Raw genomic sequence first — 20676 nt, forward strand, 5'->3', positions numbered from 1 at the left:
GCGGTGGATGGTGGCCGACGGGTGCGCGGGCGAGGGTCTCAGCGTCGGTGGTGCCGACCCGTCGACCGCAGGGAGCGGCGTGGTCCCTTCTGCGGAGTCGCCTCGTCGTCATCGAGCGGTCGGCTGAGCCCGGCTACCCAGTCGACGTACTCCTCGTCCTGAGCCGGCAGCGGTTCGTCCTGCTCGGTCGCGGCATGCTCCCCGGACCGGGACCTGCCACGCCGGAACAGTCCACGCCGGCCCTTCTCCGCTTCGGCGTCCGGTTGGACGTCCTCGGCCCGGACGGCGGGCGGCTTCGTGAAGGCGGCCGTGAGGTCACGGGCGGTGGCCGCCGGCTCGATGGAGACCTCCGGGGTGTCGGGGAGCGCCGCCGAGCTGCCCGGAGTCGACGGCGTCTCGGGCCCGGCCGTGGCCCGGGTGAGATCGGGCAACACGAACCGCTGCCGAGATCGTGGCAGCGCCTCGGGTGACACCTCCGCCGCCGACTGGCCTCCGGCATCATCCGCTGGCGCTGGCGCTGGCGCTGGCGCTGGCGCTGGCTCGGCGGTCGGCGCGGCCTGCGCCGTCGCGGGCGTCGGGTCCACCGACGGGGCCGGTGCCCGGGGCGTGGGGGTGCGGGGCGTCGGGGTTCTGCCGCTGGAAGCGACCGGCGACTCGGCCTCCACCGCGCTGGGTGCCGCCTGGGGAAGGTCGCTGCCGTCGCCCACCGGCGCCGGCTCTGTCGACGCACCGGGCTGCCCGTCGCTCCCCGCCACCGCCTGTCCGTCGAATACCGACCCGGCGGTCTCACGCGCCGGCTCGCCGCTCTGTGTTGGCTCGTCGCTCTGTGCTGGCTCGCGGCTCTGTGCTGGCTCACCGGCTTCGGTTCGCCGCGCGGCTCCGCCTGCTCGCTTGGCAGCGTCGGTTCGGCTTGCGGTGTCGCCGGCATGCGCGACACCGGCATCAGCAGGGCTGGTGTGGTCGGTGCGGTTGTCGCCGCGTGCGCTGTCGGCGGAGGGCCCGCCGTCGGGCGGCTGCCCGCCGTTGCCGGTCGCCGGTGCGGATGTCGTCGGTGCGGTGCCGGCGGTGGCCGGGCGGCGTCCAACCGCACCACCGGCGGTCGGTGTGGTCGTGACGGCGGACGGCTCGGTGTGCGCGATCGGCCAGTGCCAGTGCGGCGGTGACCCGTCCGACGTGACGTCGCCCCGGGGGCCGCCGTCGGAGCGGGTTCCGCCGGTGGGCCGGTCGGCCTCGGGGTCGCCGTCGACCACCACGACCGGGCGTGCCGGGCCGGCCGCCGGGTCCGCGGGTGCGCCGGCCGACCCGGGCAGCGCGGGGGTCGTCGGCAGCGGTTGCAGGATGGCGGTCGGTTCGATGGCGGTCCCACCGGGGGGTGCGGCGGCCCGATGGGCGAGTCGGCCGGTGGCCGGCCAGGGCAGCAGGGCTGCCGCGGCGGAGCCGAGCGCGCCGACCACCACCGCGATCAGCGCGGCGTAGTAAGGGGTCAACTGGTACCGATCGCTCGTGTCACCCGGTCCGGCGGCCAGGTAGGCGAACGCCACCAGCACCGGTCCGGCGACCCCACTGGGCCCGCTGACCAGTGGGGGATGGCCACGCCAACGGGCCACCGTCGCGGTCACCGCGCCGGCCAGCAGGGTCACCAGTGGAAGGATCAGCAGCGCCAGTTGCTGCGCGGTGCCGGCGGCGAGCCAGGCCGGCTCCAGCACGCCGAGGCGTACCGGGGTCAGTGGTCCGTTCGCCCCCAACGACGGGATCACGGACAGTAACGCGAGGAACCAGACCGCCGCGGCCACCGCTGCCATGTTCCAGGCGAACGGAGGCCGGACCAGGACGGCCAGCGCGGCACCGGCGCCGACCACCGCGCCGAGGCCGGCGCAGATGGCCACGGCCCATACCGGGTCGACCGAGACGAGTTCCGCGCTGCGGGCCGGCTGCATGCACAGCGGCGCCACGACCGTGGCACCCAGGGCGGCGCTGCCCGCGACGGCCAGTTGCCGGGGGGTGCCCGTGAGCTGCCCACCATGGCGGGCCAGCCGCTCGGTGAGCACGGCGCCGATCACGGCGGCGTTCGTGGCGAACCAGCCGGCCCAGACGAGCTGGGCGGGCCACTGGTTGATGCTCGCGCCGGTGAAGCTTCCGGTGAGCCGGACGATGCCGAAGCCGAAGGCGAGGCCGAGCTGACCGGCGCCGGCAAGGAGGCTGACGCCGAACGCGGTGAACAGTAGTCGGCTCGATGTCCGATGGGCCATGACGGGCACGTTACGGTCCGTCGCCACCGATCGCCACCGGCACGCCGTGGACGGACGTACGACCTGCTCGCGGCGGGTCTACTTGAGCTCGACCAGCCGGGCCAGGTATGTCGTGTCGCCGACGTTGGTGAGCATGTGCACCGCCCCCGGATCGCGATAGACCACCCCGCCGGTCGGCTCGTCGGCGTCGATCTTGACACCGTCGACCGTCTGCACGACGTTCTTCGCGCCCTGAACGGCCACCACCAGGTAGGGGAGGTCGTGCCGGTGCAGCGGCTGGCGCTCACCGGGCTCCAGCCGGATGTGCCAGACCCGTACCCGGTCGTTGTCGAAGACGACTTCCTGTCCGACCGGGCCGAGCACGGCTTCGGTGTCGGGCGTGGGAACGTCGGCTGTCGGCTCGGTCATCGGGTTCCGTCCATGTGGGGGAGCACCTCGGCGGCGATCAGCTCCAGGTGGTCCAGGTCGGTGAGGTCGATCAGGCGTAGATGCACCCGGGTGGTGCCGATCGCGGCGAACTCGCCGATCCGGTCGACCAGCTGCTGCGGTGAGCCGACCACCGGATCCTCCGGCGGTAGGGCGCTCTTGACGTGCAGCGGCGCCGCTCGCCGTCGGGCCTCGCTGTCGGTACGCCCGATCGCCACCACGATGCCGGCGGAGAGCGTCAGCGGCCGGCGCCCGCTGCCGGCGCGGTCGACCCGCTCACTCGCCTCCTGAACCCGCTCGTACGCCTCACGGGCCTGTTCGACGCTGGTGAAGGGGACGTTGAACTCGTCGGCGTAGCGGGCGGCGAGCTCCGGGGTGCGCTTGGGACCGCGCCCCCCGACGATCACCGGCGGGCCCGGGGTCTGCACCGGCTTGGGCAGGGCCGGCGAATCGGTGAGCCGGTAGTGGTCCCCGACGTAGCTGAACGTTCCACCGGACGGGGTGCGCCACAGCCCGGTGATCACTTCGAGCTGTTCGGCGAGCCGGTCGAATCGTTCGCTGGTGCCGGGGAACGGGATGCCGTACGAGATGTGCTCGCGGGCGTACCAGCCGGCGCCGATGCCCAGCTCGACCCGACCGCCGCTCATCTGGTCGACCTGAGCCACCATCACCGCGAGTGGACCGGGCAGCCGGAACGTCGCCGAGGTGACCAGGGTGCCCAGCCGGATCCGGTTGGTTTCCCGGGCGAGCGCCGCCAGGGTCAGCCAGGCGTCGGTCGGACCGGGTAGGGCCGGTTCGTCGCCCATGGCCTGGTAGTGGTCGGCTCGGAGGAAGGCGTCGAAGCCACCCTGCTCGGCGAGCCGGGCGAAGCGGAGCTGGTCGTCGTAGGTGGCGCCCCGGTGCGGTTCCGTGAAGACAGCCACCCGCATGTTCATCGTCCCTCCGTACCGGCTCCCGCCGGCTGTTCGCGTTCCATCAGCAGTTCGTGCAGGTCGGCACTGACCCGGGCGACGTCGGCCAGATGGGCGTTGCGGCCCAGGGTGCGCGGGCGCGGGATGGTCACCTCGACGACCTTGCGGACCCGGCCCGGGCGTGGGCTCAGCACCACCACCCGGTCGGCGAGCAGCACCGCCTCGTCGATGGAATGGGTGACGAAGACGACGGTCGCGCCGTTGCGCATGTGCACCCGCTGGAGTTCGCCGGCCAGTTCCTCGCGGGTGAGCGCGTCGAGCGCGGAGAAGGGTTCGTCCATCAGCATCACTCGGGGGTCGCCGATCAGCGACCGGCACAGCGAGACCCGCTGCTGCATGCCACCGGACAACTCGTGCGGCAGCCGCTTCTCGAAGCCGGACAGCCCGGCCACCTCGAGCAGGTCCCGCGCCCGGTCACGGTGGGCGGCCCGCTTCCAGCCGAAGATCTCCACCGGTAGCAGGACGTTGTCCAACACGCTGCGCCACGGCAGCAGGGCTGGCCGCTGGAACAGCATGGCGATGTCCCGGCGCGGCCGGGTGACCGGTTTGCCGGCGACGGTGACCTCCCCGGAGGTGACCGGGATCAGGCCGGAGATCAGCCGCAGCAGAGTGGACTTGCCGCACCCGGAGCGGCCGAGTACCGCGACGAACTCACCCTCGGCGACGTCCAGGTCGATGCCGCGCAACGCCTCGACCTGGCCGGCGCGGCCGTCGAAGGTGCGCGACACCTCGGAGAGTCGGATCATCGCCGACGGGCCTCCCCTGAGTGGAAAGTCAGGAACGGGCAAAGGCTATCGGCCTCGGTCCCGTATCGCACCGTCCGGGGTGGACATCACTTTGTATCCGTTCCGCAACCCGGTACGCCTGGCGTCGCAAAGGTGGGGTTCTCGTACGCTGTGCCCGCGAGAGTCCCCCTCGATACGCGGTGTCGGCTTCCATCCGGCTGCCGGTGCCGCCCCGACAACTCCCTTCCGGCGGCCCCGACGCCCCGGTTGGAAAGGACAAGGTGCACTGATGAGAAGGCTGACCCGTACGGTCGCCGCGGCCACGATGGCCACCGCGCTCGCCCTGGTCTCCGCGTGCAGCAGCGGCTCGGACGACGCTGACGGCAACGACGTCGGCTCGTCCCTGGAGCAGGTGACCTACCTCACCTCGTTCGGCAACTTCGGGCGCGACGCCTACGCCTGGGTGGCCAAGGAGAAGGGCTACTTCAAGGACGCCGGCTTCGACGTCGAGATCAAGCCGGGGCAGGGCACCGGCTCCGTGATCCAGACGGTCGTCGGCGGTCAGGCGCACTTCGGCCCGATCGACCTGACCGGTGGACTGCTCCAGCTCGGCAACGGTGACGCCAAGGACTTCGTCGCGGTGGCCGCGATCCAGCAGCGCACCATGGCGGCCATCGCCACCGTCGACGGCACGGGCATCACCACCCCGAAGGACCTGGAGGGCAAGACTCTCGCCGACACCCCCGGCTCGGTGGTCCGCAACCTCTTCCCGACCTACGCCCGGATGGCCGGCATCGACTACACCAAGGTGAAGTGGGTCAACGGCGAGGCGCAGACCCTGATGGGCACGCTGGCCTCCGGTTCGGTCGACGGCATCGGGCAGTTCGTCGTCGGTCAGCCGACCATCGAGGCGGTGACCAAGAAGAAGGCCGTCCTGCTGCCGTACAGCAACGTGATGCAGGACCTCTACGGCAACGTGCTGATCACCTCCAAGCAGTACGCCACCGAGAAGCCCGAGCAGGTCAAGAAGTTCACCGAGGCGCTGCTCAAGGGCCTGGAGTACGCCCTGGCGAACCCGCAGGAGGCGGCCGAGATCCTGGCCAAGAACGCCGAGGCGGTCGTGCCCGCCGCAGCGGCCGCCGAGCTGCAGTTGATGGCGGGCTACGTCCGTTCCAGCAACTCCGGCACGGCACTGGGCACGCTGGACAGCGGCCGGGTCGCCAAGAGCATCGCGATCCTGCGTGGCGCCGGCGCTCTCAAGTCGGACCTCACCCCTGACCAGATCATCGACTTCAACCTGGCACCGAAGGCCTGAGGCCGCTCGGTACCGCACGGAGTACGCCGCACCGCCTTCGTCGGTGCGGCGTACTCCGCTCCCCGCTCATGACGATGCACCGAACGCAGGAGGATCCGATGACCGACGTCCGTCCACGGCAGCCGGAGGCGACGCTCGCGCCCGAGCAGTCCCCGGCCGCACCGCGTGGCCGACGGTGGCGGGCGGGTGGCCTGCGCTCGGGTACCGCGGCCGCGCTGCTACCGGCCGCCGGGCTGCTGGTCGCGCTCGGTGGCTGGTGGCTGGTGGCCCGGCTGGAGCTGATCCACCCGGCCGCCCTGCCGCCGCCCGGTGACGTGCTCACGGCGTTCTCCGCTCGGCCGGCCCGACTGCTGGAGCACACCGTCGCCACCACCGGCGAGATCCTGCTCGGCTTCGCCCTCTCGGCGGTGGCCGGGGTGCTGATCGGCCTGGCGCTGGCGGCCTCCCGGACGGTCGAGCGGATGTTCACCCCGCTGCTGGTCGCGGTCAACGCCGTTCCGAAGATCACCCTGGGGCCGCTGCTGGTGGTGGCGCTCGGCTGGGGTCAGAAGCCGATCCTCACCATGGTCTTCCTGCTCTGCTTCTTCCCGATCGTGCTGTCCACCGCCACCGGGCTCACCACCACTCCGGCCGAACTCGCCGAACTGGTGCGGTCCTGGAACGCCTCCCGTTGGCAGGCGTTCCGCAAGGTCCGCTTTCCCGCCGCACTCCCGCAGATCTTCGTGGGCCTCAAGGTCGCCATGCCGCTCGCCGCGATCGGTGCCGTGATCGGTGAGTTCCAGGCCGGTGAGGGTGGTCTCGGTTACGTCATCCAGCAGTACGCCGGCATCGGCGACACCGCTACCGCGTGGGCCGCGATCATCCTGGTCGCCCTGGTCAGCATCGTGCTCTACGCCGCGCTGGTGCTCGTCGAGCGGCGTAGCCTGCCCTGGCTGCGGGAGACCACCTCCAGCCGCTGACCACACCAGCCATGCAAGAGATCACGGTCGATCGTCCCCCCGGTTCGCAGGTGTGGCCGCACCGCGACCGGCGGAGGGATCAAGCCTGACCGCCCGGAGCCGGTTGCGGTGCGGCCACACCCACCGCAACCGGCGACCGACCGATCAGCCGGCCAGACGCCACCGGCCGTTGCGGGCGATCAGGGTCGTCAGCGCCTGCGGCATCAGCCCGGAGTGGTTGTCCGGCGTCATCCGGATCGGACCGGACAGGCCGTCCAGCTGGGACGTCTCCAGCACGTCGCGCAGGCGTTTCCGGTCGACCTCGCCGATGGGGCCGCCAGCCCGCAGCTCCGCGTCGGCGATGAGCTGGATCGCGTCCGCGGCGAACGAGGCGGAGCCGTGGTAGCCGCCGTACCGGGCGGTGTAGTCCTGGAACCACTGACGGCGGGCGGCCTTCGCGGGGGTGGTGGCGATCACGTCGTCGATCACCATCGTCTGGGTGAAGACCAGGGTGGCCCGTTCGGCCGACCGGGCGGCCGAGCCGAGGAAGAGGTCGCCGGCGGCCGAGGCGTCGAGGAACAGGGCGCCGGTGTAGTCGGCCCGCTCGACCGCGCTGGCGGCGAGCATCGCCTGCTCCGGTGGGGTCCAGATGACCAGGGCGTCGGGATCGGCCCCGGTCAGCCTGCCGGCCTGCCCGTCCAGTTCCGTGTCGGTGCCGCGGACGGACGCCTCGGCCAGCACCCGGATGTCGACCTTGTCGAACTCGCGGCGCAGCGCGGCGGCACCCTCCTGGCCGTAGGCGTCGTCGCTGCGCAGGAGGCCGACCGTGTCGATGTTGCGGCGGCGCAGTTCGACGGTGAGGGCCGCGGCGTTGTCGTCGGCGTTCGGGGCCAGTTTGAACATGTAGCGGCGTTCCGCGACCGGGTTCACCACGGCACCGGCCGCCGCGAGTGCCACGGTCGGTATCTGGTTCTCATTGACCGTGCGCACCGCACCGAGGGCGCATTCGTTGCAGCCGCCCATGATGATGGCGGTGACCCGCTTATCGTTGCTGAAGTCGACGATGTTGCGCAGTGACTCACTGGCGTCGGAGCGGTTGTCCTTGAACAATAGTTCGACCGTACGGCCGTTGAGTGCGCCCGAGGCGTTCAACTGATCGCGCTTCAGTTCCAGGGCTTGCCGGTACGCCTCGCCGACCCCGGCCGAGGCGCCGGAGAGTTCCAGGTCGGCGGCGATCACGATCGGGCTCGTGTCCTGCTCCTCCCCGCCGAACTGGCAGCCGACGAGGGTGGTGGCGAGCAGGGTCGACACGAGCGCCGTAGCGGTCGCGGAGCGGAACGGGGTCAACTGGGTCCTCCTGATGCGGCACGGGCGGGGCCCGGTCACCGGCGGCTCATCCGTCCTCTGTGGATAATGAGACGGCTCTGCCGTACCGTGTGCGCGAAGCCTGCAAAACCTTGCCAATGCCGGGCTCTGCGGTCAAGCGGGTCAGCGAAGGCGTTTCGGGACACCGATCCCACATGTTGGTGTAACCAAATGTTTTCAAATGCTCACTGTGGCGACACGTGTGGCCACTCTGGAGTTACATGCCCTGTTCAGGGGCGCTGTGGAAATGTAGGTATTAGTTGACCGGATCACGGGTTGCGTGCCGTCCGACCGTTTCCTGCCCTCCTGCGGCTTCCCAAACACGATCTCGTCTGATGAAATCGCGGCCGTGCCGCGCGTGGCGCCGGCTGTCGCCCGGCGCCCGGGTCGGCGGTTCTGGCGGGAAGAAAACGACGGAGGCGATGTCGTGAGCACCGGACCGACGACCCTGCCCGCCAGTGGTGACGCCGCGCCGCGGAGCGGCGGTCGGCTGCCCCGGCTGCGCGACGCCCGGATCCGGTCCAAGCTGGCGCTGATCCTGGTGGTCCCGGTGGCGGCGGTCATCGCACTGGCCACGGTCCGCCTGGTCTCCGTCGGCGAAGGTGCCTACGACGCGAGTCAGTCCCGCGCCCTCACGGCGCTGTCCATCGACGTTTCCGCGCTGACGAACGACCTGCACGCCGAACGGATGGCGGCGGCGGCCTACCTCGCCGCACCGCAGCAGCGGGCCGACGCGTACAACCTGCGGGTCCGCGAGACCCAGCAGCGGATCGACGAGTACCGCGCGGAGCGGGCCCGGGTCGGCGACGCACCCGCGGCGATCCGCGACCGGCTCGCGGCCATCGACGCGCACCTGGACACCCTCGACGGCACCCGGCAGGAGGTGCTCGCCCGCCAGCAGATGGAGGTCGCCGAGGCGGTGCTGCGCTACGGCGTGGTCCTCGACGACCTGGTCGCCTACGGCGACGGGCTGGCCCAGCTCCCCGGCGGCGAGGAGGTCGGTGACACCCGGCGGGCGGTCGCCGCCTTCGCTCGGGCGAAGGCGGCCGTCGCCGAGGAAGAGGCGGTCGCCTTCACGGCACTCAGCGCCGGCCGGCTGGACAACGAGCAGTTCTCCGCCTTCGTGGCCACCCTCACCGGGCAGCAGGAGGCGCTGGTGGCCTTCTCGCTCGCCGCCGACCCGGTGCAGCGTGCCCTGGTCGAGAGCACCGTCTCCGGTGACGCGGTGGTGCTGGCCGACCGGATCGCCACCGACCTCAGCAGGTCGGTCAACCAGCGTGCGCCGTTCACCGCGCAGGAGGCCACGGCGGCGATCGGCGCGGTGAACGAGCTGATGCGGTGGGCCGAGATCGAGCTGCAGAACCGCCTGCTGGCCCAGGCCGAGCAGGCCCGCTCGGACGTCATCCTGCAGGCCGTCGTCGAGACCACGCTGGTGCTGCTCACCCTGATCATCGCGGTGACCCTGGCCGTGGTGCTGGCCCGCTCGCTCAACCACTCCCTGCGTCGGCTGCGCGAGGGCGCGCTCTCGGTGGCCAACCACGATCTGCCGGAGGCGGTGCGTCGGCTCCAGGGAATGGGCAACGTCAGCGACGGCAGCGTCGATGAGATCGTTCGCGAGGTACGTGACCCGATCCAGCTCAACAACCGCGACGAGGTGGGGCAGGTCGCCCTGGCCTTCAACGTCGTGCACCGGGAGGCGGTCCGGGTCGCGGCCGAGCAGGCGGCCCTGCGGAGCAGTGTCTCGGCGATGTTCCTCAACCTGGCCCGACGCAGCCAGACTCTGGTCGACCGCATGATCGGCGAGCTGGACGCGATCGAGCGCGGTGAGGAGGACCCGAAGCGGCTCGCGCAGCTCTTCGAACTCGACCACCTCGCCACCCGGATGCGCCGCAACGACGAGAACCTGCTCGTGCTGGCCGGGGCCGACTCGGCCGTGCCGCGCCGCGACGACGCCCTGCTCGTGGACGTGCTGCGGGCCGCGCAGTCCGAGGTGGAGCTCTACAACCGGATCGAGTTCGGCACCGTCGACACCGACGTGTCCGTGGCCGCCCACGCGGTGAACGACGTGGTGCGGCTGGTGGCCGAGCTGCTCGACAACGCCACCCGCTTCTCGCCGCCCAACACCACCGTGGTGGCCGACGGACGGCGCATCCGGGACTACGTGCTCATCCAGATCGAGGACCGTGGTCTCGGCCTCTCCGACGAGCAGTTGGACTCGCTCAACCGCCGGCTCGCCGCGCCCTCCGCAGTCGACGTCGCGGCGTTCCGCCTGATGGGTCTGGCGGTGGTGAGCCGGCTCGCGGCCCGCTACGGCATCCGGGTCGAGCTGCGTCGCAACGTCGAGGGCGGCACTGTCGCGCAGGTCACCCTGCCCGCCGCCACCGTGGTGCTGCCCAGCCTGCGCGGTCGCGACCAGGCGATCACCCGACCCCGGCAGCCGCTCGCGGTCGAGCAGAACCCGCTCGCGTCGGTCGGCCGCGGCGATCCGGCCGGCGTCACCGGGCGCAGCACCACCGCGACCCTGGTCGACCGGTGGCACAACGGCACGGGCGCCGGCACGCCCTGGCCGGGAACGGAGGCGGCCCCCGCCGACCCGCCGCCGACCCGTACGCCGCCGCCGGCCTTCAACGGGTTCAACGCGGGTTCGCCGACGGTCGCGCAGCCCACCCTCGACCCGCTGTCGCACCGAGGCGCCGGCAACCACGGCCAGCACGCCGATCCCGGCCTGCCGGTGGGACCGGTCGCGGGTGCGGGCGGCACCGCGTCGGCGGGATTCTCGCCGGCCGCCGGTCAGCACCCCGGTGGCGGCGATGTCGACGGCTCCGGCTTCCGTGGGCTCGGTGCCAGCCTGGCCGCCACCGCACCACCCCCGACGCGCCCGATCACCGTGCCACCCGAGCAGTCCTCCGATTCGCCGATCTTCCGGGAGATGGAGGCGGTCTGGTTCCGGTCGCACGGCAACGACGTCACCACGATCTTCAGCCGGCCGCAGTTCGACGAACCAGCCCCGCAGGCGGCCGCCAGCCCACCGGCGCCACCTGTCGAGCCGACCAGGGGACGGAGTCCGTTGCCCACCCGCACGCCGGGTGCGGCCGCCGCCGCGACGCCTGCGCCGCCACCGTCGTACACTTCCTCGTCCGCCAGCACGGCTGGTCCGGCGCCGAGCGCGCCGCCGACCTCGCCCGCGCCACCACCGCCGTCCGCGCCACCGCCGTCCACCCGGCAGCCCGAAACCGGCCAGCCGGAGGACGACGCCTGGCGGACGGCGGCCGACGAGGGCTGGTCACGGGCCAGCCGGGCGGCCGAGCCCACTCCCGCCGGCACGACCCGGTCGGGGCTGCCCAAGCGGGTGCCCCAGGCACAGCTCGTGCCCGGTGGCATCGAGCCGCGCGGGCGTGAGCACGGCCGCCGGACCCCCGACGAAGTACGCGGTCTGCTGTCGGCGTACCACCGTGGTGTCCAGCGTGGTCGGACGGCTGGAGCGAGTCAGAACAGCACCTCGATCAAGGAGACGAGCCGATGAACAGGCCAGCGGCCATACAGGACATGGGTTGGCTGCTCAGCAACTTCGCCGACAGCGTGGCCGGCATCGCCCACGTCGTGGCGGTGTCCGCGGACGGGCTGTTGCTCGCCTCCTCCCGGGACCTGCCGACGGATCGGGCGGATCAGCTCGCCGCGATCACCTCCGGCGTGGTGAGCCTGACCGAGGGGGCCGCCCGGATGTTCAGCGCCGGCGGGGTCCTGCAGACAGTTATCGAGATGGACAGTGGCTACCTGTTCCTGATGTCCATCAGTGACGGGTCGTCGATGGCGGTGCTCGCGGCGCGTAGCTGCGACGTCGGCCAGGTGGGCTACGAGATGGCACTGCTTGTGGAACGGGTCGGTGCGGCGTTGGTACCGCTGCCCCGGGACGCGGTGCGGTCGTAACGGGTGCACCGGACCGGCGGAAGGCGGAGGAGGTGATCGCGGATGGATCGGCAGCGTGACCCACGGGGTGCGCTGGTGCGGCCGTACGCGGTCACCCGGGGCAGGACCGAGCCGTTGCAGGACATCGCCCTGGAAGCGGTGTTGGTGGCCAGCCCCACGCAGATCGCCGAATCACGTTTCGCCGGGCACGACAAGCATCGCATCGCCACGGTCTGCGAGGGCCGGCCCGAGTCGCTGGCGGAGATCGCCGCGTACACCCGGCTACCGCTGGGTGTCGCCCGGGTGCTGGTCGCCGACATGGTGGCCGAGGGCCTGCTGACGCTACAGACGGCCGCTCCCGCCACAGGTTACGAGGAGCGGATGGAAATGCTGGGAAGGGTGCTGAGTGGACTTCGCGAGCTATGACCCCGCCGGGGCCCGCCAGAGCCGGGGAATCATCTCCGCGAAGATCGTCGTCGCGGGTGGCTTCGGTGTCGGCAAGACCACGCTTGTCGGTGCGATCTCCGAGATCACACCGCTGACCACCGAGGCGGTGATGACCTCGGCCGGCGTCGGCATCGACGACCCGTCCAAGGTGCCGGGCAAGGAGACCACCACGGTCGCCATGGACTTCGGCCGGATCACCATGGCGCAGGATCTGATCCTGTACCTCTTCGGCACGCCTGGGCAGACCCGGTTCTGGTTCATGTGGGACGAGATCATCCGAGGTGCGGTGGGCGCCGCGGTGCTGGTGGACACCCGCCGGATCACCGACGCGTTCGCCCCGCTCGACTACTTCGAGAACCGCAACCTGCCGTACGTGGTCGCGCTCAACCGCTTCGACGGCGCACCTCAGTACGAGTTGGACGAGGTGCGCGAGGCGTTGGCCATCTCGCCGGACGTGCCGTTGGTGATGACCGACGCCCGGCAGCGCGATTCGGTCAAGCGGGTCCTGGTGACCGTCGTCGAGCACGCCATGGCACGGCTGCAGGCCGAGCACGACCGCGGCTTCCCGACCCCGGTCGGATAGGCGGTGACCCGCCGGCCCGGTCGCGGCCGGGCCGGCGGGCTCAGTCGACGCGGAGGCGGTAGCCCCGCTTGACCACCGTCTGCACGACGCGTGGCGCCTTCAGGCCGGCCCGTAGCCGGGCCACCGCCATCTCCACCGCGTGCTCGTCGGCCCCACGTGGCAGCGTCCGCAGCAGGGCGGTACGCGACAGCACCCGGCCCGGCGTCTGCGCCAGCGCCCGCAGCACCGCCATCGGCGCCGGGGCCAGCGGTCGCAACTCGCCGTCGACCACCGCCGCGTGACCGCGCAGGGTGAGCAGGTGCCCGGCGACCTTGATGGTCACCGTACGGCGCGGCAGTTCGTCGACGATGGTGCGGACCAGCGCGCCGAGCCGAGCCCGGCTCGGCGCGCTCACCGGCACCCCGCGTCGGACCAACGGCTCGGCGGTGACCTGTCCGACGCAGCTGGCCAGCACGTCCGTGCGCAGCGCGTCCAGCACCGCCTCGGTGCGATCGCCGGAGGCGCGCAGCAGCGCCTCCACCGCCGGTGCCGAGGTGAAGGTGACCGCGTCGACCAGCCGCCCCGCCACCAGGTCGACGAGCCGGTGCAGCGGCGCCGGATCGGTCGGTGGGGCCCAGCGGTAGACCGGGATCTCGATGACCGTGGCGCCGGCCTCCTCCAGCGCGCGGGTGCACTCCGGTTGCCGCTCGCCGTGCAGCTGCATGGCGATCACCTGACCGGACACCCCCCGTCGACGTAGGTGATCGACCACCTCGTCGCAGCTCTCCGAGGCCGGTGACCACTGGTCGAACAGACCGGCCGCCCGGATCGCCCCCCGAGCCTTGGGCCCCCGGGCCACCACGTACGCGTCACCGAGGATCCCGCGCAGCGGCTCCGCGAGCCCCCAGCCCTCGGCAGCCTCCAGCCAGCCACGCATTCCGATGCCGGTGTTGGCCATCAGGATGTCGGGCGGCCGTTCCAGGCAGGCACGGGTGGCCTCGCGCAGCTCGGTGTCGTCCGCGAGCGGCACGATCCGCAGGGCGGGAGCGAGCACCACCCGCGCACCCCGCCGTTGGAGCAGCGCGGCGAGCTCGTCCCGCCGCCGGTCGGCGGTCACCCCGATGGTGAAGCCGGCCAGTTCCTCGCGCATCAGCCCTCCTGTCGCAGCCGCACCTCGACCATGCCGTTGTGGCAACGGATCTGGTGCCGAGCGACCGAAACGCCCGGCAGGTCGAGACAATCCCCCGTGCGCAGGTCGTACACCTGCTTGTGCAGCGGCGACGCGACCGTCGGCACCTCGCCCCGACTGCCCACGATGCCGCGGGACAGCACGTACGCCCCGGAGACCGGGTCGAGGTTGTCGATCGCGTACAGCCCGTCCGCGGTCCGGAAGATCGCCACCTGCACCCCGGCGACCAGGGCGGCGACGCCCCGGTCCCGGTCCAGGCGATCCAACGGGCAGACGGTGACCCAGCCCAGTGCCGTCGCGGCGGTCATCGGCGCACCTCCGGAAGGCCGAGCGCGACCGGTTGACGGCCCTGCGCCTCGGACGCATGCCCACCGACGGGTACCGGTTGTCCGCGCTCGGTGACGAAGGTGATCGACGGGTCGGGGACCTCCGGCGCGTTGACGAACGAGGTGAACCGGCGCAGCCGGTCCGCGTCGGACAGCACGTCGCGCCACTCGTCCGAGTACGACACCACGTGCCGGGCCATCGCGGCGTCGAGTTCGGCGCAGAGGCCGAGCGAGTCGTCCACGATCACCGCTCGGAGGTGGTCCAAGCCGCCGTCCATCGCCTCGATCCAGGCGGCGGTGCGTTGCAGCCGGTCGGCGGTGCGGATGTAGTACATCAGGAACCTGTCGATCAGGGTGACCAGCGCCTCGGTGGACAGGTCGGTGGCGAACAGGTCGGCGTGCCGGGGCCGGAAGCCACCGTTGCCGCCGACGTAGAGGTTCCAGCCGGTTTCCGTGGCGATCACACCGAAGTCCTTGCTGCGGGCCTCGGCGCATTCCCGGGCGCAGCCGGAGACCGCAGATTTGATCTTGTGTGGGGCGCGGAGACCTCGATAGCGCAGCTCCAGGGCGACGGCCAGGCCGACCGAGTCCTGCACGCCGTAGCGGCACCAGGTTGAGCCGACGCAGGACTTCACCGTGCGCAGCGCCTTGCCGTACGCGTGCCCGGACTCGAACCCGGCGTCCACCAGCCGACGCCAGATCTGCGGTAGCTGGTCGACCCGGGCGCCGAACAGGTCGATCCGCTGCCCACCGGTGATCTTCGTGTAGAGGTTGAAGTCGCGGGCCACCTCGCCGATGACGATCAGCTTCTCCGGGGTGATCTCCCCGCCCGGTATCCGGGGCACCACCGAGTAGCTGCCGTCGCGTTGCAGATTGGCCAGGAAGTGGTCGTTGGTGTCCTGCAACGAGGCCTGCTCGCCGTCGAGGATGTGGCCGTTACCGAGCGAGGCGAGGATCGAGGCGACCACCGGTTTGCAGATGTCGCAGCCCTGTCCCCGGCCGTGCTCGGCGATCAGCCGGGAGAACGTCCGGATGCCGCGTACCCGGACGATGTCGAACAGCTCCTGCCGGCTGACGTCGAAGTGCTCGCAGAGCGCCTTCGACTGGACCACGCCGGCCGCGTCGAGCAACTGCTTCAGCATCGGTACGCAGGAACCGCAGCTCGTCCCGGCCCGGGTACACGCCTTCAGGGCGGCCACGTCGGCGCAGCCGTCCGCGATGGCCGTGTCGATGTCCCCCCGGGTGACCGCGTTGCAGGAGCAGACCTGGGCGGTCGCGGGCAGCGCGCCGGCCGTGGCACCCACCGCGTCGTCGCCGGCCAGCAGGGCCAGCGGTGCGGCCGGCAACGGCCCGCCGACACTGGCGCGCAGCGTCGGATACGCGCCGGCGTCGCCGACCAGCACCCCGCCGAGCAGCGTGGACGCGTCGTCGGAGAGGACCAGCTTGGCGTACACCCGGGCGGCCGGGTCGGTCCAGGTGACGTCCAGGCAGCCGGGCGTCGCCCCGTGCGCGTCGCCGAAGGAGGCGACGTCGACGCCGAGCAGCTTGAGTTTGGTGGCGGTGTCCGCACCGGGGAAGGTGGCGGCGCCACCGACCAGCCGGTCGGCCACCACCTCGGCCATCGCGTAACCGGGGGCGACCAGGCCGTAGCAGGTGCCGTCGACCGCCGCGCACTCGCCGACCGCGTAGATCCGCTCGTCCGTGCTCCGGCAGGCGGCGTCGACCAGGACCCCGCCGCGCGGACCGATGTCGAGCCCGGCGGCCCGGGCCAGCTCGTCGCGGGGCCGGATGCCGGCGGCCACCACCACCAGGTCGGCGTCGAGCACCGCGCCGTCGGCGAGTTCCAGGGCGGCCACCGCACCGTCCGCGCCGGACCGCAGCGCGGTGGTCGCCACGCCCAGGTGGCAGGCCACGTCCAGGTCCTCGACATAGCGGCGGAGCATCGCGCCACCGGCGGTGTCCACCTGCACCGGCATCAGCCGTGGGGCGAACTCCACCACACTCGTGGTCAGCCCGAGCAGGCGCAGCGCGTTGGCCGCCTCCAGGCCGAGCAGCCCGCCGCCGATCACCGCGCCGGTGCGGCGGTCCTTGGCGTACCGGCGGATGGCCGCGAGGTCGTCGAGCGTGCGGTAGACGAAGACGCCGGCCAGGTCCGACCCCGGCACCGGCGGCACGAACGGGTACGACCCGGTGGCGAAGACCAGCACGTCGTACGGGTGCTCGCCGGTGGTCGTGGTGACCACCCGCCGGTCCCGGTCCACGCCGGTGGCCGGCTCGCCGAGGCGCAACTCCACCCCGTCGTGCGCGGTGTGCAGGTTCAGGTCCTGCTCGTCGGCACCGTCGAAGTACGCCGAGAGCCGCACCCGGTCGTACGCCGGGCGGCTCTCCTCGGCGAGCACCGTGACCCGCCACAGTCCCTGTGGGTCGCGGGCCCGCAGCGCATCCACGAACCGCTGGCCGACCATGCCGTTGCCGATGACGACCACGTTGCCGCCGGTCATCGCCCCACCTCCACGGGATCCGTTCTGGACAACCAGTCGACGATGCCGGCGACCGCGTCGCGGCAGCTGCCGCAACCGGTGCCGGCCCGGGTGGCCGCGACCACGGCGTCGACCGTGCGGGCTCCGTCCCGCCAGCAGCGCACGAGGGCGCCCTTGCTCACCGTGTTGCACTGGCAGACGGTGGCCGCGTCCGGCATCAGCGCCGGTGACGCGGCGGGTGCCGCGACCGCCCCGCCGACGGCGCGGCCGAGCAGCAGCGCCCGCCGGTCGGTGGGCACCGGATGGCCCCGGTCGAACAGCTGGATCACCGTGCCGACCGAGGGGTTGTCGCCGAGCAGGATCGCGGCGGCCAACCGTTCGTCGTGAATGCGCAGCCGGGCGTAGGTACCTCGGGCCGGGTCCGCGAAGGTCAACTCCTCGCCGGGGCCACCTGTCGGGTCACCCATCGCGGCGAGGTCGATGCCGGCCGCCTTGAGCCGGGTGACCACGGGTCGCGGCCGGTACCGGGCCTGTGGGTCCTGCCCGGTCACCAACTGGGCCACCACCCGCGCCTGCGCCCAGGCCGGTGCCACCAACCCGGTGAGCGTGCCGTCGTGCTGCGCGCAGTCACCGATCGCGGAGATCCGCCGGTCGCTGGTGCGCAGCCGGTCGTCGACCAGCACCCCCCGTTCCACGGCCAGGCCGGCCGCGGTGGCGAGGGCGGTGTCGGGGCGTACGCCGCAGGCGAGTACCAGCAGGTCGGCCTCGAGCGACCGACCGTCGGACAACTCCAGCCGTACCCCTGCGGCGTCGGCGCGTACCGCGGTCGGCTCCACCGCCACGTGGGTGGTCACGCCGAGAGCGGCGAGGGTGCCGGCGAGCATGGCACCGGCGGCCGGATCGAGTTGACGGTCCATCAGGTACGGCACCCGGTGCACCACGCCCACGTCGAGCCCGCGCAGTGCCAGCCCTCGGGCGGCCTCCAGGCCGAGCAGCCCGCCACCGAGCACCAGGGCGCGCCGGGCGGTGCCGGCGAGGGCGAGGATGCGTCGGCAGTCGTCCAGGGTGCGGAACGGGATCACCCGTTCCGGCAGGTGCTCCGGGTCGAGCCCGGGCAGCGCGGGCACCACCGCCCGGCTGCCGGTGGCGAGGACCAGGTGGTCGTAGGGGATCCGGTCGCCGTCGTCGGTGCGTACCTGGCCGGTGGCCCGGTCGATCGCGCTGACCGTCACCCCGGTGCGCAGGTCGACGCCGCGACCGGCAACCTCCGCCAACTCCACGTCCGACTCGCCGATCTTGCCGGTGAGCAGGGTGGACAGCATGATCCGGTTGTACGCGGGGTGCGGTTCCGCGCCGAGCACGGTCACCTTCAGGTCCTCGCCACGGGCGTGCAGTTCCGCCGCCACCCGGGCGCCGGCCATCCCGTTGCCGACCACCACGACCCGCTCGCTGTGCCCGGTCATGCCCGCTCCACCCGTACCGCGCAGATCTTGAACTCCGGCATCCCGGAGACCGGGTCGACGGCGTCGTTGGTGACGGAGTTCGCCCGTGCCGGCCCGCCCCAGTGGAACGGCGCGAAGACGGTGTCCGCCCGGATGCCCGGGCTCAGCCGGGCCGGTGCCTGGAACTCGCCGCGCCGCGAGAGCACCCGTACCGGCTCGCCGTCGGTGACGCCAAGCCGCTCGGCGAGATCCGGATGCAGCTCCACGAACGCCTCGGGCGCGGCCCGGCGCAGCGCGGCCACCCGGCGCGTCTGGGTGCCGGACTGGTACTGCGCGAGCACCCGGCCGGTGGTGAAGTGCAGCGGGTAGTCGGCGCACACCTCCTCGGCCGCCGGTCGGTGCTCCACCGGGTGGAACCGGGCCAGCCCGTCGGCGGTGGCGAAGCGCTCGGTGAACAGTCGGGGGGAGTCGGGCCCGTCGTCGTCGGGGCACGGCCAGAAGACCCCGTCCGCGGCGTCGATCCGGTCCCAGCTGATCCCCGCGTAGTCGGCGATGCCGCCGGCCGAGGCCCGGCGCAGCTCGGCGAAGACAACGCGCGGGTCCGCCGCCTTCGCCTCGCTCGGTTGGCCGTCCGCCGTCGAGTCGGTGGGCCGCTCGCGCGCCGGGCGATCAGCAGGTGTCGACCCTCGCAGCCGGGCGGAGAGGGCGGCCAGGATCTCCAGGTCGGTGCGGACGCCGGCCGGAGGCGGACGCAGCGCCCGGCGGCGCAGCACCCGTCCTTCCAGGTTGGTCATCGTGCCGTCCTCCTCGGCCCACTGGGCGGTGGGCAGCACCACGTCGGCCAGCGCCGCCGTCTCGGAGAGCAGGAAGTCGGCGACGACAAGCAGGTCCAGGTCGCGCAGGCGGCCCTCGACCCGGGCGGCCCGGGGTGCGGAGACCACCGGGTTCGAGCCGAACACCAGCAGCGCCCGTGGCCCCTGGTCGGTGCCGAGCGAGTCGAGCAGCTGATACGCCGGCACGCCCGGCCCGGGCAGCTCGTCGGCGGGCACCCCCCAGACCCGCGCGACGTGGGCGCGGGCCTCCAGGTCGTCGATCTTGCGGTACCCGGGAAGCTGGTCGGCCTTCTGCCCGTGCTCCCGGCCACCCTGGCCGTTGCCCTGCCCGGTCAGGCAGCCGTAGCCGGAGCCGGGGCGGCCGGGCAGACCGAGCGCGAGGGCGAGGTTGACGAAGCCGGTGACGGTGTCGACGCCCTTGGCGTGCTGCTCGGCGCCGCGGGCGGTGAGGATGATCGCCCGCGCGGCGGTGCCGAGGGCTCGCGCGGTCTCCTCCAAATCGGCCACGGGCACCCCGGAGAGCGCTTCGGCGCGGGCCGGCCACCAGCCCGCCACGGTGCGGCGCACCGCGGTGAACCCGGTGGTACGGGTGGCGACGTAGTCACCGTCGACGTAACCCTCGGTCAGGGCGATGTGCAGCAGCGCGTTGGCCACCGCCAGGTCGGTGCCGGGCAGCGGTTGCAGGTGCAGGTCGGCCTGCCGGGCGGTGGCGGTCACCCGTGGGTCGATCACGATCAGCTTGCCGCCCCGCTCCCGATGCTCGGTCAGCCAGCGCACCAGCGGCGGCATGGTCTCCGCCGGGTTCGCGCCGACCAGCAGCAGCGTGTCGGCCCGACCCAGGTCGGACAGCGGGAACGGCAGCCCCCGGTCCACGCCGAAGGCGCGCATGCCGGCGGCCGCGGCCGAGGACATGCAGAACCGTCCGTTGTAGTCGATGTGCCGGGTGCGCAGTGCCACCCGGGCGAACCGACCCAACGCGTACGCCTTCTCGTTGGTGAGCCCACCGCCGCCGAAGACGGCGACCGCGTCGCGGCCGTGCTGCTCCTGCACGTCGCGAAGGCCGGTGGTGATCCGGTCCAGCGCGGCTTCCCAGGTGGCCGGGCGCAGCTCGCCGGTGGCCGGGTCGCGCAGCAGGGGACTGGTCAACCGTTCCGGATGGCTGAGCAGCTCCGGCGCGGTCCAGCCCTTCTGGCAGAGACCGCCCCGGTTGGTGGGGAACTGGCGAGGTAGCACGCTTACCGCGTCGTCCTCCTCGCGCAGGACCATTCCGCACTGGAGGGCGCAGTACGGGCAGTGGGTCGCCACCTCGCGGGGCTCGCGCCCCGGTCGCGTCGCCGGCCGTGCACCGTCTGTCATGTCGGCAAAGCGTGCCGTTGGGCAGTTTCCGGTCCGCGTCCCGTTTGTTTCGGTCCTGTCAAGAGCCGCTCACACCGCACCTCGGCTGGGGGATGGCTCGCGAGGTCTACAATGTGGAACGGATATCCTGGATTGTGGGAGGATGG

Annotated in this window: 16 protein-coding genes; 6 read left to right on the forward strand and 10 right to left on the reverse strand. The window is 72.5% G+C overall.

The genetic code is table 11. From position 1 onward, the window contains the following. Positions 1-38: 38 nt before the first annotated feature. From O3597_RS00895 to O3597_RS00910, 4 genes are all read right to left on the reverse strand, one after another. Entirely contained in the window at positions 39-2249 is a 2211-nt protein-coding gene (locus O3597_RS00895; RefSeq protein WP_281603011.1) for a hypothetical protein, read from the reverse strand. A gap of 78 nt (positions 2250-2327) precedes the next feature. Further along, positions 2328-2657: a cupin gene (locus tag O3597_RS00900; RefSeq protein WP_281603012.1), complete on the reverse strand. Its 330-nt coding sequence runs from the start codon at positions 2655-2657 to the stop codon at positions 2328-2330. Beyond that, complete coding sequence (locus tag O3597_RS00905) at positions 2654-3604, reverse strand: LLM class F420-dependent oxidoreductase (RefSeq protein ID WP_164447942.1); 951 nt, start codon at positions 3602-3604, stop codon at positions 2654-2656. Before O3597_RS00905 ends, O3597_RS00900 begins: the two co-directional genes overlap by 4 nt. Positions 3605-3606: 2 nt before the next feature. After that, positions 3607-4392, reverse strand: coding sequence for an ABC transporter ATP-binding protein (locus tag O3597_RS00910; protein ID WP_164447863.1), 786 nt, complete (start codon positions 4390-4392; stop codon positions 3607-3609). A 268-nt stretch (positions 4393-4660) separates the two neighbouring features. Between O3597_RS00910 and O3597_RS00915 the strand changes: the two genes are divergently transcribed. Both O3597_RS00915 and O3597_RS00920 read left to right on the forward strand, forming a co-directional pair. Then, positions 4661-5686 carry an ABC transporter substrate-binding protein gene (locus O3597_RS00915; protein WP_164447862.1) on the forward strand — a complete coding sequence of 342 codons (1026 nt, stop codon included), beginning with the start codon at positions 4661-4663 and terminating at the stop codon, positions 5684-5686. 98 nt (positions 5687-5784) lie between these two features. After that, positions 5785-6645 (forward strand): ABC transporter permease, encoded by an 861-nt coding sequence (locus O3597_RS00920; RefSeq protein ID WP_164447861.1) that lies wholly within the window; start codon positions 5785-5787, stop codon positions 6643-6645. A 144-nt stretch (positions 6646-6789) separates the two neighbouring features. On the opposite strand, the gene O3597_RS00925 is transcribed toward O3597_RS00920, so the two are convergent. Continuing rightward, a complete protein-coding gene (locus tag O3597_RS00925; RefSeq protein ID WP_164447860.1) occupies positions 6790-7971 on the reverse strand; it encodes an ABC transporter substrate-binding protein in 1182 nt (393 codons plus the stop codon). A gap of 445 nt (positions 7972-8416) precedes the next feature. Between O3597_RS00925 and O3597_RS00930 the strand changes: the two genes are divergently transcribed. Genes O3597_RS00930 through O3597_RS00945 form a run of 4 tightly spaced genes read left to right on the forward strand, consistent with a single transcriptional unit; the run spans position 8417 to position 12925 of the window. Continuing rightward, positions 8417-11512, forward strand: a complete 3096-nt coding sequence (locus O3597_RS00930; RefSeq protein ID WP_281603013.1) for a sensor histidine kinase — start codon at positions 8417-8419, stop codon at positions 11510-11512. Further along, complete coding sequence (locus O3597_RS00935) at positions 11509-11916, forward strand: roadblock/LC7 domain-containing protein (protein ID WP_099849649.1); 408 nt, start codon at positions 11509-11511, stop codon at positions 11914-11916. The genes O3597_RS00930 and O3597_RS00935 overlap by 4 nt, the downstream gene beginning before the upstream one ends. A gap of 42 nt (positions 11917-11958) precedes the next feature. Then, positions 11959-12321: a DUF742 domain-containing protein gene (locus O3597_RS00940; RefSeq protein ID WP_164447859.1), complete on the forward strand. Its 363-nt coding sequence runs from the start codon at positions 11959-11961 to the stop codon at positions 12319-12321. Then, positions 12302-12925 carry an ATP/GTP-binding protein gene (locus O3597_RS00945; protein ID WP_093403661.1) on the forward strand — a complete coding sequence of 208 codons (624 nt, stop codon included), beginning with the start codon at positions 12302-12304 and terminating at the stop codon, positions 12923-12925. Before O3597_RS00940 ends, O3597_RS00945 begins: the two co-directional genes overlap by 20 nt. 40 nt (positions 12926-12965) lie before the next feature. On the opposite strand, the gene O3597_RS00950 is transcribed toward O3597_RS00945, so the two are convergent. From O3597_RS00950 to O3597_RS00970, 5 genes are read right to left on the reverse strand one after another with little or no spacing between them, the layout of a single operon-like run. Further along, positions 12966-14054 (reverse strand): uroporphyrinogen-III synthase, encoded by a 1089-nt coding sequence (locus O3597_RS00950; protein ID WP_164447858.1) that lies wholly within the window; start codon positions 14052-14054, stop codon positions 12966-12968. Beyond that, complete coding sequence (gene nirD, locus O3597_RS00955; RefSeq protein ID WP_164447857.1) at positions 14054-14401, reverse strand: nitrite reductase small subunit NirD; 348 nt, start codon at positions 14399-14401, stop codon at positions 14054-14056. The genes O3597_RS00950 and nirD overlap by 1 nt, the downstream gene beginning before the upstream one ends. Then, positions 14398-16920, reverse strand: coding sequence for a nitrite reductase large subunit NirB (nirB, locus tag O3597_RS00960; RefSeq protein WP_281603014.1), 2523 nt, complete (start codon positions 16918-16920; stop codon positions 14398-14400). Before nirB ends, nirD begins: the two co-directional genes overlap by 4 nt. After that, positions 16917-18362, reverse strand: coding sequence for an FAD-dependent oxidoreductase (locus O3597_RS00965; RefSeq protein WP_164447855.1), 1446 nt, complete (start codon positions 18360-18362; stop codon positions 16917-16919). Before O3597_RS00965 ends, nirB begins: the two co-directional genes overlap by 4 nt. Then, entirely contained in the window at positions 18359-20530 is a 2172-nt protein-coding gene (locus tag O3597_RS00970; RefSeq protein WP_281603015.1) for a molybdopterin oxidoreductase family protein, read from the reverse strand. Before O3597_RS00970 ends, O3597_RS00965 begins: the two co-directional genes overlap by 4 nt. Between the last annotated feature and the right edge of the window lie 146 nt (positions 20531-20676).

The sequence above is a fragment of the Verrucosispora sp. WMMA2044 genome, assembly GCF_027497155.1.
In the GTDB taxonomy this organism is placed as follows: domain Bacteria; phylum Actinomycetota; class Actinomycetes; order Mycobacteriales; family Micromonosporaceae; genus Micromonospora; species Micromonospora palythoicola.

What these genes read in the sequence shown, in the direction of transcription:
- O3597_RS00915 (WP_164447862.1), top strand. Translation starts at nt 4,661, where the DNA reads ATGAGAAGGCTGACCCGTACGGTCGCCGCGGCCACGATGGCCACCGCG.
- O3597_RS00900 (WP_281603012.1), bottom strand. Translation starts at nt 2,657, where the DNA reads ATGACCGAGCCGACAGCCGACGTTCCCACGCCCGACACCGAAGCCGTG.
- O3597_RS00920 (WP_164447861.1), top strand. Translation starts at nt 5,785, where the DNA reads ATGACCGACGTCCGTCCACGGCAGCCGGAGGCGACGCTCGCGCCCGAG.
- O3597_RS00910 (WP_164447863.1), bottom strand. Translation starts at nt 4,392, where the DNA reads ATGATCCGACTCTCCGAGGTGTCGCGCACCTTCGACGGCCGCGCCGGC.
- O3597_RS00935 (WP_099849649.1), top strand. Translation starts at nt 11,509, where the DNA reads ATGAACAGGCCAGCGGCCATACAGGACATGGGTTGGCTGCTCAGCAAC.
- O3597_RS00965 (WP_164447855.1), bottom strand. Translation starts at nt 18,362, where the DNA reads ATGACCGGGCACAGCGAGCGGGTCGTGGTGGTCGGCAACGGGATGGCC.
- O3597_RS00940 (WP_164447859.1), top strand. Translation starts at nt 11,959, where the DNA reads ATGGATCGGCAGCGTGACCCACGGGGTGCGCTGGTGCGGCCGTACGCG.
- nirD (WP_164447857.1), bottom strand. Translation starts at nt 14,401, where the DNA reads ATGACCGCCGCGACGGCACTGGGCTGGGTCACCGTCTGCCCGTTGGAT.
- nirB (WP_281603014.1), bottom strand. Translation starts at nt 16,920, where the DNA reads ATGACCGGCGGCAACGTGGTCGTCATCGGCAACGGCATGGTCGGCCAG.
- O3597_RS00905 (WP_164447942.1), bottom strand. Translation starts at nt 3,604, where the DNA reads ATGCGGGTGGCTGTCTTCACGGAACCGCACCGGGGCGCCACCTACGAC.
- O3597_RS00895 (WP_281603011.1), bottom strand. Translation starts at nt 2,249, where the DNA reads ATGGCCCATCGGACATCGAGCCGACTACTGTTCACCGCGTTCGGCGTC.
- O3597_RS00950 (WP_164447858.1), bottom strand. Translation starts at nt 14,054, where the DNA reads ATGCGCGAGGAACTGGCCGGCTTCACCATCGGGGTGACCGCCGACCGG.
- O3597_RS00970 (WP_281603015.1), bottom strand. Translation starts at nt 20,530, where the DNA reads ATGACAGACGGTGCACGGCCGGCGACGCGACCGGGGCGCGAGCCCCGC.